Genomic DNA, 17,244 nt, shown 5'->3' on the forward strand with positions numbered 1-17,244 from the left:
CCGCGACAGCCGGGGGCGGGCTACCTCAGATTCGGTAGCTCATCGCGGGTGATCACATAGCTGTGGCCGTACACCTTGCGCAGGTGGCTCAGCGAGTTGCTCCGCGTCAGGTGGTGCCCGTGCCAGGTGCCGAACAACACCCAGCGCGCGCCGGAGGACTGCAGGCGGTCCGGGTCCGGGATGGGACCGTTCTCGTGCAGCGCGATGGGGATCGTGCCGCCCACGACGTTGCGCACGGAGTCGTACATCGGCTTGAGCGGGTCGTAGTTGCCGTCACCGGCGTAGGTGTCCGCGCCACCGACGTCCACATAGGACTTTCCGGGGTAGAACGAGGCCTGCGGAGCACCGTTGTACCCGTGCAGCCACACCAGGTTGTTCAACCCCTTGACCCTGGTGAAGTAGTCGAACATGAAGCGCCACAACCGGTTGTACTGGGCGCCGCCCTCCTTGCTCCACCAGAACCAGGTGCCGCCCGCCTCGTGGAACGGGCGCCAGATCACCGCGGCGCCCGCGTTCTCCAGCTGCTGCAACATGCCCGCGGCGCCGTCCAGGCGCTGGATGAACGAGGCGTACTCGGCCGTGCCGGGCGTCAGGACGGCGTTGATCGACACCGCCATCTGGCTGCCCTCATAGGTGTCCGGCTTGGTCGGCGCGCCCATGTGGTAACCGATCATCGGGATGCCGCCCGCCTGCCACCACGCGATCGCCCTGGGCGCGAGGTCCTTGGAGTCGCCGAAGTCGAGCCCGCGGATGGCGGGCAGCTTGCCCGTGTTGTTGCGGATGTAGTTCATCTCGTACTCCGGGCCGCCGATCCAGGTCGACTCCTGCTGCCCGGACAGGATGTGGTTGCCGTACTGGCTGTAGAGATAGCACAGCAACTTACGGGCCTGGATCGTCGAGTTCGGGCCGACGGGGGTGGCCGAGCACTCGGGCTGCGGTGTGCCGCCGCCCGCCGACCAACGCTGGTTCGCCTGAACGTTGCAGTTCCACAGCTGCACCGCTGACCCGTTCGTCGTGGCCGCGTTGGCGACGTCCAGGCACAGCCCGGTCTGGGTGGCCACGACGCTGCCGTCGGAGTTGAGCCGGAACTTCTGGTTGGCGCCGCCGGTGCAGTCCCAGATGCGCGGGCGCGTACCGGGCGCGGTCTGGCCGCTCGGTACGTCCAGGCATCGGGTGCCGCCGTACACGCGCAGTTCTGCGGCGGCGGTCAGGTCCCAGGCCTGGTTGGGCCCTCCGTGGCAGTCGTAGATCTGCACCAGTGCGCCGGGGGTGGTGGAGGCGCCCGTGACGTCCAGGCACCGGCCGGACGCCGCGCTCGTGTAGGGCGCGGGCGCCGCGACCGCGGTGGCCGGGTTCACCAGCGCGAGTAGAGGTGGTATCAGGACGAGCGCGGACAACGCCGCGCCCACCCGGTGGAGGTGCCGCATGAGATCTCCTTTGATCACTTGCAAGCGAGCTGGATGACGGCGGAAGTAGGGGCATCGCCGAACAGGCGATGTCAAGCACACCTGTGTCGCGGTGCCAGCGCAGCGACCAGCCGTTCCGCTGCCGAAGCCGAAGCCGGGAAGAGCATTTCGACGGAGACATCCGCGCCCCGCAGGTGGGCTACCGGCGCGCTGAGCGTCGCCGAGACACCCGGCAGACGCCCAGCGTCAGACAGGTGCCGCCGGCACAGCGCAGGCCCATCGCCACCACGGGCCGGTGTGCGCGGTCAGGCCGAGCGGCCAGAACAGCACGGAGGCCGCGATCTCCCTGCTCAGTCTCTTGTGGACGGTCACGGCGTCGCGCACCAGCCCGCGCTGCTCGGGCCGCATCAGATCGAGCCTGCCCGAGAGGTAGAGCCTGCCGAGCAGACCGGTGGCGAGCGTGAACGCCGCCTCGCCGAGGGTCATGTCCGGCTGGGCGTACGCCCAGACACCCATCTCTGCTCCGGCAGTGCGGATGCGGGTGCCGCGGCGGCGATCGGCGGGTACAGCAAGGGGTTCTGCTGGCCGGAGGTGGACTGCAGGTGCAGGCGGGATAGCAACGCGTAGTCCATGCGCATCGCACCGGAGGCGCCGCCGCGTCGATCAGTGGCACGAGCTTGTCGGCGTACCGGCGGCTGCCCGGAAAACGACCGTGCCCGATCGCCGGCACCTCGACCAGCGGCGAGCCCAGATGCAGCTCACCACCCTCGTTCCCCCTGGGGCGCAACCACAGCAATGACACGGGCTCGTCCGGCCCGATCGAGAACGCCAGTCGCACCCCACCCGCGGACCAGATCACGCGGCGCCCTCCCACTGTCCCGTGTGGTGGTCGTACGCCGCGCCGGCATCCGCTTCCGCCATGACGTCGCGCCCGGTGTCGAACGTGCGCCCGCGGGCCTCCGGGTTCGGCGAGGCCGCGGCGAGCAGCTTGGTGTAGGGGTGGCGGGGATTGAGGATCACCGCGTCGGCCGGGCCGCGTTCGACCACCCGGCCCCGGTACAGCACCAGGATCTCGTCGGAGAAGTGCCGCGCCGTCGCCAGGTCGTGCGTGATGTAGAGGACAGCGAGGTTCTCCTCGCGCTGCAACCGGGCGAGCAGCTTGAGCACACCGAGCCGGATCGAGACGTCCAGCATGGACACCGGCTCGTCGGCGACGAGGATCTCCGCACCCGGAGCAAGCGCACGGGCGATGGCGACCCGCTGGCGCTGGCCGCCGGACAGCTCGTGCGGCCGCCGCTGGACGAAGTCGCGGGGCGGCAGCAGGGTCACCCGCTCCAGCAACTCCTCGACCCGCCGGGCCGTCTCCTCACGTCCGCTCGCCCTGCCGTGCAGGCGCAACGGGCGGGCCAGATGGTGCTCGACCGTGTGGAACGGGTTGAGCGAGGCGAACGGGTCCTGGAACACCATCTGCACGCGGTGCCGGTATTCGCGGTCCGGCACCGGGACACCCGCCGAGTCGGTGACGATGATGTCGCCCGAGGTGGGTCGCTCCAGGCGGGCGATCATCCGCGCGATCGTCGACTTGCCCGAGCCGGACTCGCCGACGAGCGCCACGGTCCGGCCGGGTTCGAGGGTGAAGGAGACACGGTCGACCGCGCGCAGGGTCCTGCGGCGAAGTCCATTGCGGACGGTGAAGTCCTTGACCAGGTCGCGGGCCCGCAGCGTGGTCATCGCACTCCTCCTTCGTGCAGCACGGGCTCGGCGTCGCGGATGAACCCGCCGCGTTTCCCTGTGAGGCTGGGGAAAGCGGCGAGCAGCTCACGGGTGTAGGGGTGCTCGGCGGCGCGGTGGATCTCCTCCGCCGTGCCGAGCTCGACGATCCGGCCGTCGCGCATGACCGCGATCCGGTCGCTGATCTCGAGCAGCAGCGGCAGGTCATGGGTGATGAAGACGACCGCGAAGCCCAGCTCGTCGCGGAACCGCAGGATCTCCTGCAGGATGCCGCGCTGCACCACGACGTCCAGCGCCGTCGTCGGCTCGTCCATGATCATGACCTGCGGGTCGAGCAGCAGCGCCATCGCGATCATGACGCGTTGCCGCATGCCGCCGGACAGCTCGTGCGCGAACGAGCCGAGCCGCCGCGGGTCGACACCGACCAGATCCAGCACCTCGGCGCACCGCTGCCGACGGTGGTCGCGTGACATGTCCGGCCGATGCGTGGTGAGCACGTCGTCCAACTGCGCGCCGATCGTGATCACGGGGTTGAGCGCGTTCATCGCGCCCTGGAAGACCATGGACAGCTTCGACCAGCGGAACGCGCGCAGTTCTTCCGGTGCCAGTGCCAGCACGTCGATGTCCGCGCCGTCGCGGTCGTGGAAGGTCACGGACCCGGACGTCACCTCAGCGGGCGGCCGGTGCAACCGGTTGACCGCGTAGGCCAGGGTGGTCTTGCCGCACCCCGACTCCCCCGCCAGGCCGAGAATCTCGCCTCGGCGCAGGGTGAAGGACACGTCGCGCACGGCATGCACCGGCGAAAGTCCTTGGTACACCACGGAAAGGTGCTCGACGGTGAGCACCACGTCGTCGTTCACGCGTGCGGCCGGTCGCGCCCGCGACGCCACGGGGGCCTCGTTCGCGCGCAGTGGCACGTCCCGCAGCTTGGGGTTGATGATCTCGTCGATGCTGAAGTTCACTAGCGAGAGGCCGCACCCGAACAACGCGATGATCAGGCCCGGCGGGACGAACCACCACCACGCGTTGAGCTGCAGCGCGAATCCGTTCTGGGCGAAGAAGAGCATCGTGCCCAGCGTCGAGGAGTTCGAGGCCCCCAGCCCGAGGAACGACAGCCCGGCCTCGCCGAGGATCGCCGCGATGACCGCGAAGACGAACTGGGAAGCCAGCAACGGCAGCAGGTTGGGCAGGATCTCGACGGTGATCACCCGCCAGGGCCTCTCCCCGGCGACCCGCGCGGCGGCGACGTAGTCGCGGTTGCGCAGCGACAGTGTCTGCGCCCGCAGCACACGGGCCGACGCCGCCCAGCTCGTGACCGCCAGCACGATCGCGATCGTCCACGCCCCCCGCTGGTCGGCGGGGACGAACCCGGCGATGACGATCACCAGCGGCAGGCCCGGGATCACCAGCATCACGTTGGAGAACAACGAGAAGAACTCGTCGGTGAAGCCGCCGATGTAGGCGCCGATGATGCCGAAGAAGGCGGACAGGATCGTGGCCATCACGCCCACCAGCAGGCCGATCTGCAACGAGCCCCTGGTGGCGTAGGTGAGCTCGGCCAGCACGTCCTGCCCGGTCTGGGTGGTGCCCACCAGGTGCTCACCGCTCGGCGGGGTCAGGCCGATGTCGCGCACCGCGTCCGGATCGCCCGCGAACAGCGGGCCGAGCAGTCCGAACAGGGTGATCACGATGATCAGGCCGAGCCCGACGCCGAGCTTCGGCGTCCAGCGCGGCAGCATCGACCGCCAGCCCGCCCTCGACGCTGCGGCGGCGGACGGGGTGGTGGCTGTGCTGATGTTGGTCACGGCCAGCTCCTCTCAGCCGCTCACGCGGGTTCGGGGGTCGATCAGGGCGTACATCAGGTCGACCACGAGGTTGGCGCCCAGCACCGCGATGGTGATCACCAGGAAGATTCCCTGCATCAACGCGTAGTCGTTGTTCTGCACCGCCTGCAGCAACCGTCCGCCGATGCCGGGATAGGAGAAGACCTGCTCGGTGACGATCGAGCCGGCGACCACGAAACCCAGCGAGATCGCGAAACCGGCCACCGACGGCAGGACGGCGTTGCGCGCCGCGTAGCGGACCATCACCCGGCTGCCCCGCAGCCCTTTCGCCCGCGCCGTCAGCACGTAGTCCTCGGACATTGACGACACCATCATGTTGCGCATGCCCAGCAGCCAGCCGCCGACCGACGAGATGACGATGGTCAGCGCGGGCAGCGTCCCGTGGTAGATCGCCGACGAGAGGAACTCGGCATTCCAGCCGGGCGACAGCACCACGTCGTACCCACCGAGCAACGGGAACCAGCCCAGCGCCGACGACAGCAGCGCCACCAGGAGCAGGGCGAGCCAGAAGTACGGCACCGCCGCGAGCACGGTGGTCGACGGCACCAAGTTGTCGAGCCAGGTGCCGCGCCGCCAGCCGACCACGGCACCGAGCGAGACGCCGAGCAGGAACGACAGCAGGGTGGCGATGCCGACCAGCACGACCGTCCACCACAGCGACGCCGTGATGACCTCCGACACCGGCGACGGGAACACGCTCACCGAGATGCCGAGGTCGCCACGGGCGAGATTGCCCAGATAAGAGAAGTACTCGCTCACCGCGGACCCGTCCCGGCCCGTGCCGAGCAGCAGCTCGTACGAGCGCCGCACGGAGGGGTCGACCGAGCCACCGCGCTGCTGCAGCCTCGCCATCAGGATGTCCACCGGGTTGCCCGGCATGAGCCTGGGGATGACGAAGTTCAGCGTCACCGCCGCCCAGAGGGCGACCACGTAGAACAGCAGCTTCCGGGCGTAGTACGCCATCGGTTCGTCACTTGCCCGCGGGCTTGAGCTTCATGAAGATCTCCGAGTTGTCCGGCGCCGACCAGACCGCCGGGAACGCGTAGAGATCGTCTTTGGTGGGCCAGCCGGTGAACTTCTTCGCGTTGTACTCGCTGGTCGTGCCACCGGTGAGCACCGGGATGTACGGCATGACCTCCTCGACCCGCGTCTGGATCACGTCGAAGTGCGGCTGCCGGGCCGCGGCGTCCTCGGGATTGATGCGCTTGAGCGCGGCCAGCGCGGCATCAACCCGGGCGTCCTTCATCCGCCCGAAGTTCGGGTTGGCCGTCTCACCGACCCGCGCGGTGTTGCCGCCGCCGAAGAAGTAGCTGAAGGTGTAGTACGGGTCCGCCGCGGGCCCTTGGTAGACCGCGTCGATCAACAGCTCGAAGTTGCCCTGGTTGCGCTGGTCGGACCACTCGTTCCAGGAGAGCTGCTGCGGTGTCACCTTGATGCCCACCCGCTGCAGCTGCCGCCCGATGGTGTTGACGGCGGTGATGTAGTCGGTCCAGCCGGTCACGACCTTCACGGTCAGCGCCAGCGGCTTGCCGTCCTTGGCATAGATCCCGTCGGCGCCCTTGGCGTAGCCCGCGCCCTCGAGCAGCTGGGTCGCCTTCGCCACGTCGGCGCTCATCGGCGCCACCTTCTCCCGCAACTTCCCGGAGATGTAGGGCTTGTCCCGCTCCAGCAACGCGAATCCCGGCGAGATCTCGCTCGAGGTGTCCTGGAACGCCAGTGCGTTGAGCTGCCCGCGGTTGAGGCCGTAGTAGATCGCCCTGCGGACGGCGGGGTCGGTCTGCGGGCCGGTGCAGCCGAGTTCGGCGCTGGAGCACGTGAACAGCGCCGTCTGGTTCTGCGGGATCGTGATGGCCTTGTAGCCGGGGTAGTTCTTCTCGACGTTCTTGATGTCCGGGACCGGGCCGGTCTGCCAGTCGACCTTGCCCGCCTTGAGCGCGTCGGCACCGCCCTGGTTGCCCGACAGGGACAGGTAGCGGATCTTCTTCACCGCAGGCTCGCCGCCGTAGTAGCCGGGGTTCGACTTCAGCGTGATGGCCTGCGCCTTGAACTCGTCGAGCTGGAACGGACCCGTGCCGACCGGACTCTTGATCAGATCGGTCGCCGGTGTGGCGATGTCCTTCCACAGGTGCTCGGGGACGATCCAGAGCCTGCCGAGAATCTGAGGGCCATCCATGAAGGCGGGTTCGTCGAACTTGATGACGACGTGCGTGTCGTCGACGGCCGTCGCCGTGCCCTTGTAGCCGGTCGAGTTCATGGTGCTGTTCTTGCGCACCATGTCGAGCGTGAACACGACGTCCTTCGCGGAGAACTTCTGCCCGTCCGTCCACTTGACGTCGTCACGCAACGTCACCGACAGCTCGGTCCCGTCGGCGTTCCAGGAGAACTCCTTGCCCAGCCGTGGCCTCGGCTCCGCGTCACGCTTCATGGCGTTGAAGAAGAACAACGGTTCGAAGATCGTTCCCCGCCCCTCGTTGACGGTCGGGGAGTACGGGTTGAAGTTGCCCTGGTAGTCCCCGGCCTGGCCGGTGAAGGCGACCAACGTCTCGGCGTCCGCCGAGCTGGTGCCGGAGGACGGGCCGCATCCGGTCGCCACCAGGCCGAGCACCGCCAAGCCGGCTGCGGCGACGCGCACCCGCTGTGACTTCAGGGACATCGTGGATCCTCTCACTGGCCGGGGGACCTCTGGGTGGGCTGGATCACACCAACGGGTTTGGATTCTTAAGTAAGTGAAGAAACAAAGTCAATACCCCGTCAATACCTTGTCGGATCACTGGCGTTAACGCGTGTGTCATCGCGGGCAGCTGCCTTGCTAGGCTTTGATCGGCAGGCGAAGTAAGCACGCGGAGGTCACCTTGAACGGCCCGGCCCGCATCACCCCGCACGCGAGCAGCAAGGCCGCGGTGCTCGACGTCATCCGAGCGGCGGGCACGATCAGCCGGGTCGGCCTGATCAACGCGACGGGACTGACCGGTGCCACGATCTCCGTCGCGGTCCGCAAGCTCCTCGACGACGGTCTCGTGCTGGAGACCGGCCGCGCCGAGTCCACTGGCGGCAAACGCAGGGTGCTGCTCCAGCTGAACCACAACTCCCGCTACGCGGTCGGGGTGCACCTGGACCACGGACGCATCACCTACGTGCTGACCAACCTCGGTGGTGCGGTGGTCGCGCGCATCACCAGGCCCGGCGCCGGCGTCCAGGAACCTTCCGTGATCGTCAGGCGCATGGCCAACGAAGTCGCGGCGCTCGTCGCCAGGGTCGGCGTCGAGCCGAGCCGGGTGCTGGGCCTCGGGCTGGTGTCCCCCGGCCCCCTCTGCGCAAACACCGGCATGACCCTCACACCGCCGCCGATGCGCAAGTGGGAGGACTATCCCGTCGACCGGGAGCTCGCGGCCGCAACCGGCCTGCCGGTGGTGCTGGACAACGACGCCACCGCCGCGGCGCTCGGCGAGCACTGGTCGGGCGGTATGGGGAGCGCCTCCACCTCCGCCGCGCTCTACATGGGAACCGGAATCGGCGCGGGCATCGTGATCGGCGGCATCACCTACCGCGGCAACAGCGGCAACGCCGGCGAGATCGGGCACGTGTGCGTCGACGTCATGGGTCCCGAGTGCTGGTGCGGGGCTCGCGGTTGCGTCGAGGCACTGGCCGGACCCGCCGCCGTCGTCGCAGCCGCGCGCGCGGACCAGGCACTGGCCCGCCTGGTCGGCGCCAACCGATCCCGCAGCTCCCTGGCGGCGGACTTCGCGGCGGTGAGCCGCGCGGCCCGGCGAGGCGAACCGCAGGCGACCGCGATCCTCGAACGCTCCGCACGGTACGTCGCGGTGGCCGGCCGCACCTTGGCCAACGTCATGGACGTGGAGTTCCTCGTGCTCACCGGGCCGAGCTTCGCCATCGCGGGATCGGTGTACCTGCCGATCGTGCGCGAAGAACTCGACCGCGGTTTCTTCGCGCGTGGCGTGCACACGGTCGACGTGCGCCTCTCCCACACGGCGGCGACAGCACCCGCGATCGGCGCCGCCGCCATGGTGCTGCAGTCCGAGCTCGTGCCCCTGCACGCGGCACAGCGACTGCCGGAGAACCTCACCGTGGACGAACCCGCGCTGGCCTCCCCACCCAGTGCGTGACCGCGGCTGAACGGCCACGACCAGGAGACAGACAGCCAGACAGGCGCCAACAGTTGGTTCCTCGGCTACCGAAACGACATGGCTGCCGTGGCCGTCGTCGAAGACGGCGGCCACGGCGGCGACGCAGCCGGACCCATCGTGGCCGACATCCTCAAGACGGGTAAATGAGCACGCTGGTCAGCCAGCACACATCATGCTGCGCCCCTCCAGCGGTTCACTGGCCACCGCGAGTCCCATACCGAAACCCACCTCGCCATCGCCGGACTCCAGACCACTTGCTGATCAACCACAAGTCACAACGTCAGGCCAGCACACCCCGACCTCAATAGCTCCCCAAACCGTAAGGCTCGCAGCACCGTATCCGCGCATGCCGGACAAGCTCCGCCCACCTGAATGAAGGATCGCGCAACCCTTGGGCGGTACCGACGATGGCGGGTCCGGTCACAGTGCCCTTGATACACCCCAAAGGGGCCTGACCCGCCAGCTGCTGTCCGAAGACGCTTGGTGATGGCGAGGTGATCGCATGGCCAGCGCCGTGATCCGCCAGCTGGCGCGCCGTGGCTGGTCAATGGCACGGTGGAGACACGATCTCCCTTTGGAGGTGAGCATCTTGGCTCCTCGTCACCCTCAGCGCGGCCGCGTCTACCGTCGTTGAGGCTGTCGCGATGCCGACGGCCGACGCCGCCCTTCTGCGGGCGGTGGAGGCGGAGCGCACCGGCATCTACGGCGACGAGGGGCTATCGGTAGCTGCGTATCTGACCGATTGGCTCGCGACGAAGGAGGAGGTCCTCAAGCCCACCACGTACGCCCGCTATCGCGGCCACGTGCATGGCGACCTGATCCCGGCCTTCGGGCGGCTCAACTCTCCGATCTGCAGTTCCGGCACATCGCCGGCTGGGTGGCCGCGGACGTGGGCGGACCAGCGTCTACCGGGCCAACGCGACGCTCTCGAGCGCTCTCAGCCACGCGGTGCGGACCCGGCTGCTGATGGACAATCCAGCCCGGTTCGCCTTCATGCCGCGGCCGGTGGCACCGGAGCGGTTGTGCTGGACGCCAGAACAGGCTTCGGCCTTCTTGCGGCACGATGCCGACGCCTACGCCGATCAGCTGGCTGACCTGTTCGAGCTGCTGCTCGGTACGGGGATGCGGCGCGGCGCGGCGCTTGGCCTGCACTGGGCGGATGTGCACCTGGCTGAGCGGATGCTGTTCGTCCGCTGGAATCTGACTGCGGTCGACAACAACCGCCTCCACCTCGGCAAACCCAAGACGAGGGCCAGCCGCAACTGGGTGAGCCTCTCACCGCGGGTCGCAGCCGCGCTGCACCGGCGGGCCGACGCTGCACGCGCTTCCCTGCCCCAGGGTGCATCGCTGACTGGGCTGGTCTTCTGCCACCGGGACGGATCTCCGCTGCGCCCGCAGAGCGTACTGATCGCACTGCGGCGCCGCACGCAGGAGCTCGGGCTGCCGTTGATCGGCGTTCACGACCTGCGGCACACCGCGGCCGCCATCATGATCAGTTCGCGGGTGCCGCTGGCGGTGGTGTCCAAAACCCTGCGGCACTCCACACTCGCGACGACCGTCAACCTTTACGGGCATCTGCTGCCGCGGGCCGCCCGCGACGCGGTGGCCGCCCTGGAACGGGCCCTGAACCGCGCCGACCAGCACCAACGGCGACAAGGAAATGGGAGAGGCAGGGGCTCGGGGCAACAGGCCGCCTGAGAAACAACAGGCGGCCTCACAAAGGCCGCCATCACCTTGCCATCACCGGGTCCGAAAACGAATCCAGCGGCTCTGCCCGCCTGGGCAAAGCCGCTGGTCAGAACCGTCGGGACGACAGGATTTGAACCTGCGACCCCTTGACCCCCAGTCAAGTGCGCTACCAAGCTGCGCCACGTCCCGGTGCCCGAACGGCCCGGGTTGCCCCGGCCGACCGCGCACGAGAACAATACCGCACCTCAGGGGGTGGCTGGCCACCCCATTCGCCCTGGTGGGTCCGGACGGGCCATGACGGGATGAGTACGGCTACTCATGCGCTTGCCGGGCGCAGGGTCGACTCTACGGGCATGAGTGGACCTATCCAGCGGCCGACGACCACGGCGTTCTTCGTGCAGGCCGCGATCTCGTTCGGGATCTCCGTGGTGGCCTTGGCGTACGGCATCTCGAAGCTGCCCGTGGGGGCCTGGGAGCGGGGTTCCTCGCCCTCGGGCTGATCTTCGTCGTGACCTCGAGCTTCACCCTCGCCAAGTGCGGAGATGGAGGAGGTGACCAACCGGGTGGACAAGGCCCGGCTGGACAAGTTGATCTCCGAGCACGATCCGTTCGATTTGACTGCTCCCCCGCTTGAAGGCGGGGGATTCCAGCCTTCGTGGCGTGTGTGGGGATTCCTGGCTCAGGCAGCCTTCCGAGGCAGCGCCTCGGGTGGTCTTACGCCCTCAGCACCAGCCGGGGCCAGACCAGCCCGGACCAGCATCACGCGGGCGGAGTTCTTATCCCGAGGGGATACAGCTCCGCACGCGGTGCAGGCATACGTTCGTTCCGAAAGAGGTAGTGCGTGCTTGGTTCTCGCTCCGCACCTGGCGCAGTCCATCGTGGTGTGCGCGGGATGCACGAGGCTGACATCCCGACCGTGCTTGCGGCCCATCTCGATCAGAGCGCGCTTGGTGGCGCTGATCGCGGCGTCGGCCGCCTTGTGGGCCATGTTCGACTTGGCGAGGAACTTGGGGCGGAAATCTTCCACCGCGATGGCGTCGTGGTCGGTCACCACGCGCTTGGCCCACTTGCGGCCGGTGTCCTCCCGCTGCCGGGCGACCTTCTCGTACGCCTTGGCTCGCAGATTCTTCGCCGCCCGGTAGCCCTTCGAGCCGGCCTGACCCTTCTTCGGCCGACGGCGGGCCATCATCCGGTCGTACCGGGTCAGCTTCGCCTGCGCCATGCGGCCGTGCTGGGCGTGCGGCAGATCGTGCGCGTCCGAGGTGGTGGTCGCAGTCTCGCGCACGCCCCAGTCGACACCGATCACCCGCCCGGTTTCGGGCAGCTCCTCGGTCACCGCGGGTACGACAAAGCTCGCGTACCAGTGGCCGATGCTGTCCCGGTACACCCGCACGCTCGACGGCGGCTTGGGAAGCTCCCGCGACCACACCAGGCGTAGGACGATACTGCCGGCCAGGTGCAGGCGCCCGTCCTTGATGCGGAAACCTCGCCGGGTGTAGTTCAGGCTCGGGTCGGCCTCGCGCTTCTTCTTCCAGCGTGGCATCCCGGCCCGCTGCCGCATCGGCAGGCGCTCGCGGATGTCCTTCTGCGCCTTCGCCTTCGACTTTCCGAAGTCCCGGATGATCTGCTGCTGCGGCACCGACGACCCGTCCCGCAGCCACGGCGTTACCCGGCGGGCCTCGGTCAACATCTTGTCGAGCTGCGCCGGACCGCACGTTCGCTTGTCCACCCCTTCCGGCCGCCGCTTGTTCCACTCATGCGTGGCCTTGGACGTGGCAACGCACTCGTTCCAGACCCAGCGGCACCGGTCCCACTCGCCGAGAAGCAGACGCTCGGCGACAGCGGAAACGCGAACCCGGTAGGCGTACCGGGCGTGCCCCGGGTCCTCCGCCTTCGCTTCCATCGCCATGGATCCCAACCTACCTGGGAGGTAAGACAGTTGAGAGCGATTGGTCTTGATCGCCTTGCTCACCACCGTGGCGGGTGGACGCCGAATCGCCCTGACAGCGATTCGGCTTTCCCTGTCCCGCTCCGCAGGAGTCCGATCCTCCCCCCGCAAGCGGGAGGTACCCCCACCCCGGCCTGAAGGCCGGGGCATCCTCGGAGGAATCAGGTGAAGAGCGTCTGACCGGCCAGCCACTCCTGGGGGTGGCAGCTGACCGGTCACCCCCAGACGCCGACCCCCGGTGGACACCGGCCACGGGGACATGTGCCGTCCGTCCCGGGTGGTCGCCCGGCAGCTCCTGCAGGTCCCGGTGGCGGCCCTGGGACTCGTCACCTTGGGCGGCCGTCCGCAGAGCGGTCACCTAATGCGCTGTTTCGGCTACTCAGCGTCTCGCTTGACCTCAAGCTAGCTTGAGGTTGCACGCTCTTCGGCATGACCTCCACAGCGCATGCCATCACCTATGGCTACAGCGAACTGCCGGACCTCATGCGGCGCATGACCGGCGACGAGAAGCACAGTCCCGCCGCGAGCTCGACCCTCGACGCGATCTGGGTGCTCTACGACCGCGTCCTGCGCGTCTCCCCCGAGACCGTAGACGCGCCCGACCGCGACCGCTTCCTGCTCTCCAAGGGGCACGGGCCCATGGCGTACTACGCCGTTCTCGCCGCCAAGAGCTTCCTTCCCGTGGCCCTGCTCCCGGGCTTCGGCGGGTACGACTCCCCCCTCGGCCACCACCCCGACCGGATGCTCGTTCCCGGCGCCGAGATCGGCAGTGGCTCGCTCGGACACGGGCTGCCGCTCGCCGTCGGAACGGCCCTCGGGCTGCGGGCCCAGGGGCTGACCGACCCCAGGGTCTGGGTGCTGATCGGCGACGCAGAGCTGGATGAGGGCAGCAACCACGAGGCGATCGCCTACGCCCCCTCCGCGGGGCTCGACCGCCTCCACACGCTGGTCGTCGACAACTCCTCCGCCACTCACGGCTGGCCCGGCGGCATCGCCTCCCGCTTCGAGGTGGCCGGATGGTCGGCCGTGACCGTGGACGGGCACGACCACGAGGCGCTGTACGAGGCCTTCACCGCACCCCACCCGGGACGGCCACACGCCGTCGTCGCCCGCGTCGCACCCAAGCACGCCTGAGCCGCTCCCCCACAGCCCAGCCCGCAGCCCACAGCCACGAGAGGAACCTGCCTTGGACACGATGCGTGAGCGTTTCGCCGCCACCACTTCCCGGCTCCTCGACGAGGACCCGAGCCTTGCCGTCGTCCTCGCCGAGATCGGGACGGACGGGTTCGACCAGGCCCGCCGCCGCCATCCGGACCGGGTGATCAACGTCGGCATCCGCGAGCAGTTGATGATCGGCGCGGGTGGCGGCCTGGCGCTGACCGGCATGCGCCCGATCATGCACACCTTCGCCAGCTTCCTCGTCGAGCGCCCGTTCGAGCAGGTGAAGCTGGACTTCGGGCATCAGGGCGTCGGCGGCGTGCTGGTCAGTGCGGGCGCGTCCTACGACTGGCCGGCCGGCGGCTATACCCACATGGCGCCCGGCGACGTCGCCCTGCTCGACACGCTGGACAGTTGGACCGTCCATGTACCCGGGCATCCCGACGAGGCCGAACAGCTGCTGCGCCATGCCGCCGCCGCGAAGGACGACAAGGTCTACGTCCGGCTCTCGGCGCAACACAACGCGTCCGCGCGGCCCGTCACCGGGAGCAGCGGATTCCTGCCCGTCCGGGAGGGGCGGTCAGGAGTGGTCGTCGCGGTGGGCCCGATGCTCGACAACGTGCTGACGGCAGTCGAGGGCCTGGACGTGACCGTGCTGTACGCGGCCACGGTGCGGCCCTTCGACGCGGCCGCCCTCCGCGCCGCCGTCGCCGGAGCCGCCACTGCTGCCGGAGCCGCCGGGACCGGCACCGCAAGCCGGTCAGGCGCCGAAAGCCGGACCGGCACCGCAAACCGGTCCGGCGCCGCGGCCGCCGATGTCGTCCTCGTCGAGCCGTACCTGGCCGGAACGTCCGTCGCCGCTGCCGGGGACGCGCTCGCCGACACCCCGCACCGCGTCCTCGGCCTCGGCACCTGGCGACGCGAGCTGCGCCGCTACGGCGCCATCGACGAGCACCTCGCCGCCCATGGCCTCGACCCTCGAGGGCTGCGTGAGCGCATCACCGCGTTCCTCGGCCGCCCCGCCTGATCAGACCGCCGGCGCCTCGTCCCCGTCGTACGCTTCTGCGAGCTTGCGCGGTGCCGCCTGCCGCCAGGAGTCGAGCAGGATGGCCCGCAGCTCCTCGTCGTCGTCCAGTGCGGCGAGCCGCACCCGCAGCCAGGCGAAGTTGTCGTCGTGTCCCGGACGCACGAAGAACTTCTCCGGCTCCGACGCGATCAGCTCCGCCCGCTCCTCGATCGGGCACTTGATCCCTATGGACGCGTCGTCGTCGGCCAGCGAGACGAAGATCTTGCCTCGGACGCGGAAGGTGGGCATCCCCCAGGCCAGCTTCTCCTCCGTCTCCGGCAGTGACAGTGCGATCCGGCGTACATCCTCGGCGGCGGCCATCCCGGTCCTCCGTTCTCGCGCGTCCCGCGAAATCCCGCGAACTCACCACTACCCGGCGACCGTAGCCTGCGCCACTGACAACGCCCGGCGCAGCCGCCCGGTCAGACGTGCTTGTCCAGCCACTCCAGGAGGTCGTGCTGCACCTCGTCGCGATTGGTCTCGTTGAGGATCTCGTGCCGGGCGCCGAGATAGCCCTTCCAGCTCAGGTCCCGAGTGCCGAGGTACCGGAAGTCCTCCAGAAGTTCGTACACCAGGGTCATCCCCTGATGGCACGGGTCCTCGGTGCCCACGGCGATGTGGACCGGCAGCTCCTCCGGGATACGGGCGAGGTTCCGCGGGTCATTGATCTTGCGGACGGCCCGCACCCAGTCGAGCGCGAGCCCGGCGCTGAAGGGAAAGCCGCACCGCTCGTCGCCCGCATAGGCGTCGACCTCCGCGTCGTCGCGCGACAGCCACTCGAAGCCGGTCCGGTGGACGTACGGGTCGTTGAAGGAGGCGAAGAGGTCGGGGACGAAGTCGGAGAGCGCGGCGCGGCCGCGCCGGGTGATCTCCTCTTCCATGCTCGCGATCGACTCCTCGGTCTCGGCGCCGGGCAGTGAGCGGAAAGTGCCCGAGAGGACGAGACCGGCGAGCTCGTCGCCGTACTCCTGGGCGCAGTCGCGGGCCAGCATGGACCCGAGGCTGTGGCCGAACAGGACCAGCGGCGCTCCCGGATACTCGGCGCGGGCGCGGTCGCCGATGCCGCGGAGGTCGGAGACGATCCCGCGCCACGCGTCGTCGCCCGCCACTCCGTAGCCGCCGGTCGCGGCTGCGGTCGCGCCGTGGCCGCGGTGGTCGCAGGCCACGACGGCGTAGCCGTGCGCGGCGAGGAAGCGGGCGAACCGGTCGTACCGCAGGCCGTGTTCGGCGGCGCCGTGCGCGATCTGGACGATCGCACGCGGGCGCGTCTTGCCGCTGGGCGACCATGTGTACGTCGCGACGCGCACGCCGTCCGGGCTCTCCCAGTGGTCTGTTCGGTACGCGGTGGCGGTGCCTCCCGAGGTGCCGGAGCCGGTGTCGGCTGTGACGCTGGTGCTGCCCGTACCGGACCTGCCACCCGTTCCGGTCGCGCTGCCGTCGTGCTGAGTCATGCGGCTCGCCTTCCGTGTCGGTCTGCCCCGCAGTGCGCTGACGCGCCTGCATCTTGCGGTTCCGCAACTGTCCCTCCCCCGCCGCGTCCGCCTCACACCGCTCGTCGAGTAGCGGACATGACACACGAACGAATTCCGGCGCACCGTCCTGCGAGCACGTTTGCCGGGGTGGCCGAGTTGTGCAGGGTGTTCTCCAGGACCACGATGCACCGCTCCCTGCGCCGCCCACCACGTGCACCGAGGAGAAGAATGAGTGACGACCGGCCCGCTCCGCTCCCCTACTACGAGGACGTCTCCCCCGGCGTCGGCACGCAACCGCCCCGGGCCTGGTTCCCGGTCTCCGACGCCGCGCGGCGCAGTCTCGGCGGCATCTGGCGCTTCCGCCTGTCGCCGACCGCGACCGCCCAGGACGAGTCCTTCGCGAGCCCGAAGTTCGACGACGCCGGCTGGGACGAGCTGCCCGTCCCCGCGCACTGGGTGCTGCACGGCCACGGCGCGCCTGCGTACACCAACACGGCGTTCCCCTTCCCCATCGATCCTCCGCACGTGCCCACCGAGAATCCGACCGGGGATCACCGCTTCGTCTTCGACCTCGACCAGCCGTGGCCCGACGGCGAGAGCGTGCTGCGCTTCGAGGGGGTCGAGTCCTGCGCCAAGGTCTGGCTCAACGGGCATGAGTTGGGCAGTTTCAAGGGCAGCAGGCTGCCGCACGAGTTCTCGGTCGGCAGGCTGCTGCGGTCGCGCGGCAATGTGCTGGCGGTCCGCGTCCACCAGTGGTCCTCCGGCAGCTATCTGGAGGACCAGGA

15 protein-coding genes and 1 tRNA gene are annotated in these 17,244 nt (G+C 69.2%); 6 read left to right on the forward strand and 10 right to left on the reverse strand.

Translation table 11 applies throughout. The features are described 5' to 3' along the window. Nucleotides 1–20: 20 nt before the first annotated feature. From ACTWQI_RS16100 to ACTWQI_RS16125, 6 genes are all read right to left on the reverse strand, one after another. Nucleotides 21–1,427: a glycosyl hydrolase gene (locus ACTWQI_RS16100; protein ID WP_443271006.1), complete on the reverse strand. Its 1,407-nt coding sequence runs from the start codon at nt 1,425–1,427 to the stop codon at nt 21–23. Between the two features lie 225 nt (nt 1,428–1,652). Continuing rightward, the gene (locus ACTWQI_RS16105) at nt 1,653–1,922 is read right to left on the reverse strand and encodes a hypothetical protein (protein WP_443271008.1); all 270 of its coding nucleotides are present in this window, start codon (nt 1,920–1,922) and stop codon (nt 1,653–1,655) included. Between the two features lie 339 nt (nt 1,923–2,261). After that, on the reverse strand, nt 2,262–3,137 hold the full coding sequence (locus ACTWQI_RS16110; RefSeq protein WP_443271010.1) for an ABC transporter ATP-binding protein: 876 nt from the start codon (nt 3,135–3,137) through the stop codon (nt 2,262–2,264). After that, the gene (locus ACTWQI_RS16115; protein WP_443271011.1) at nt 3,134–4,942 is read right to left on the reverse strand and encodes a dipeptide/oligopeptide/nickel ABC transporter permease/ATP-binding protein; all 1,809 of its coding nucleotides are present in this window, start codon (nt 4,940–4,942) and stop codon (nt 3,134–3,136) included. The genes ACTWQI_RS16110 and ACTWQI_RS16115 overlap by 4 nt, the downstream gene beginning before the upstream one ends. Nucleotides 4,943–4,954: 12 nt before the next feature. After that, entirely contained in the window at nt 4,955–5,944 is a 990-nt protein-coding gene (locus ACTWQI_RS16120; RefSeq protein WP_443271012.1) for an ABC transporter permease, read from the reverse strand. 7 nt (nt 5,945–5,951) lie between these two features. Next, the gene (locus ACTWQI_RS16125; RefSeq protein WP_443271014.1) at nt 5,952–7,634 is read right to left on the reverse strand and encodes an ABC transporter substrate-binding protein; all 1,683 of its coding nucleotides are present in this window, start codon (nt 7,632–7,634) and stop codon (nt 5,952–5,954) included. 199 nt (nt 7,635–7,833) lie between these two features. On the opposite strand from ACTWQI_RS16125, the gene ACTWQI_RS16130 reads away from it, so the two are divergent. Both ACTWQI_RS16130 and ACTWQI_RS16135 read left to right on the forward strand, forming a co-directional pair. Further along, nucleotides 7,834–9,105 carry an ROK family transcriptional regulator gene (locus ACTWQI_RS16130; protein WP_443271016.1) on the forward strand — a complete coding sequence of 424 codons (1,272 nt, stop codon included), beginning with the start codon at nt 7,834–7,836 and terminating at the stop codon, nt 9,103–9,105. A gap of 987 nt (nt 9,106–10,092) precedes the next feature. Next, nucleotides 10,093–10,824 (forward strand): site-specific integrase, encoded by a 732-nt coding sequence (locus ACTWQI_RS16135; protein WP_443271018.1) that lies wholly within the window; start codon nt 10,093–10,095, stop codon nt 10,822–10,824. Between the two features lie 106 nt (nt 10,825–10,930). Here ACTWQI_RS16135 and ACTWQI_RS16140 read toward each other — a convergent pair. Beyond that, nucleotides 10,931–11,004 (reverse strand) — tRNA-Pro (locus ACTWQI_RS16140). A 164-nt stretch (nt 11,005–11,168) separates the two neighbouring features. On the opposite strand from ACTWQI_RS16140, the gene ACTWQI_RS16145 reads away from it, so the two are divergent. Further along, a complete protein-coding gene (locus tag ACTWQI_RS16145; protein ID WP_443271019.1) occupies nt 11,169–11,315 on the forward strand; it encodes a YiaA/YiaB family inner membrane protein in 147 nt (48 codons plus the stop codon). 179 nt (nt 11,316–11,494) lie between these two features. Here ACTWQI_RS16145 and ACTWQI_RS16150 read toward each other — a convergent pair whose 3' ends face one another. Continuing rightward, the gene (locus tag ACTWQI_RS16150) at nt 11,495–12,724 is read right to left on the reverse strand and encodes an RNA-guided endonuclease InsQ/TnpB family protein (protein WP_443271021.1); all 1,230 of its coding nucleotides are present in this window, start codon (nt 12,722–12,724) and stop codon (nt 11,495–11,497) included. 468 nt (nt 12,725–13,192) lie between these two features. On the opposite strand from ACTWQI_RS16150, the gene ACTWQI_RS16155 reads away from it, so the two are divergent. Both ACTWQI_RS16155 and ACTWQI_RS16160 read left to right on the forward strand, forming a co-directional pair. Next, nucleotides 13,193–13,897, forward strand: coding sequence for a transketolase (locus ACTWQI_RS16155; RefSeq protein ID WP_443271022.1), 705 nt, complete (start codon nt 13,193–13,195; stop codon nt 13,895–13,897). Between the two features lie 52 nt (nt 13,898–13,949). Continuing rightward, entirely contained in the window at nt 13,950–14,948 is a 999-nt protein-coding gene (locus ACTWQI_RS16160) for a transketolase family protein (protein ID WP_443271024.1), read from the forward strand. On the opposite strand, the gene ACTWQI_RS16165 is transcribed toward ACTWQI_RS16160, so the two are convergent. After that, on the reverse strand, nt 14,949–15,308 hold the full coding sequence (locus ACTWQI_RS16165) for an MmcQ/YjbR family DNA-binding protein (protein ID WP_443271025.1): 360 nt from the start codon (nt 15,306–15,308) through the stop codon (nt 14,949–14,951). A gap of 101 nt (nt 15,309–15,409) precedes the next feature. Next, a complete protein-coding gene (locus tag ACTWQI_RS16170) occupies nt 15,410–16,438 on the reverse strand; it encodes an alpha/beta fold hydrolase (RefSeq protein ID WP_443271027.1) in 1,029 nt (342 codons plus the stop codon). 249 nt (nt 16,439–16,687) lie between these two features. On the opposite strand from ACTWQI_RS16170, the gene ACTWQI_RS16175 reads away from it, so the two are divergent. Next, nucleotides 16,688–17,244: sugar-binding domain-containing protein (locus ACTWQI_RS16175; protein ID WP_443271030.1), on the forward strand; the 557-nt coding region annotated here is incomplete at its 3' end.

The organism is Streptomyces sp. KR80 (genome assembly GCF_052245555.1).
In the GTDB taxonomy this organism is placed as follows: domain Bacteria; phylum Actinomycetota; class Actinomycetes; order Streptomycetales; family Streptomycetaceae; genus Streptomyces.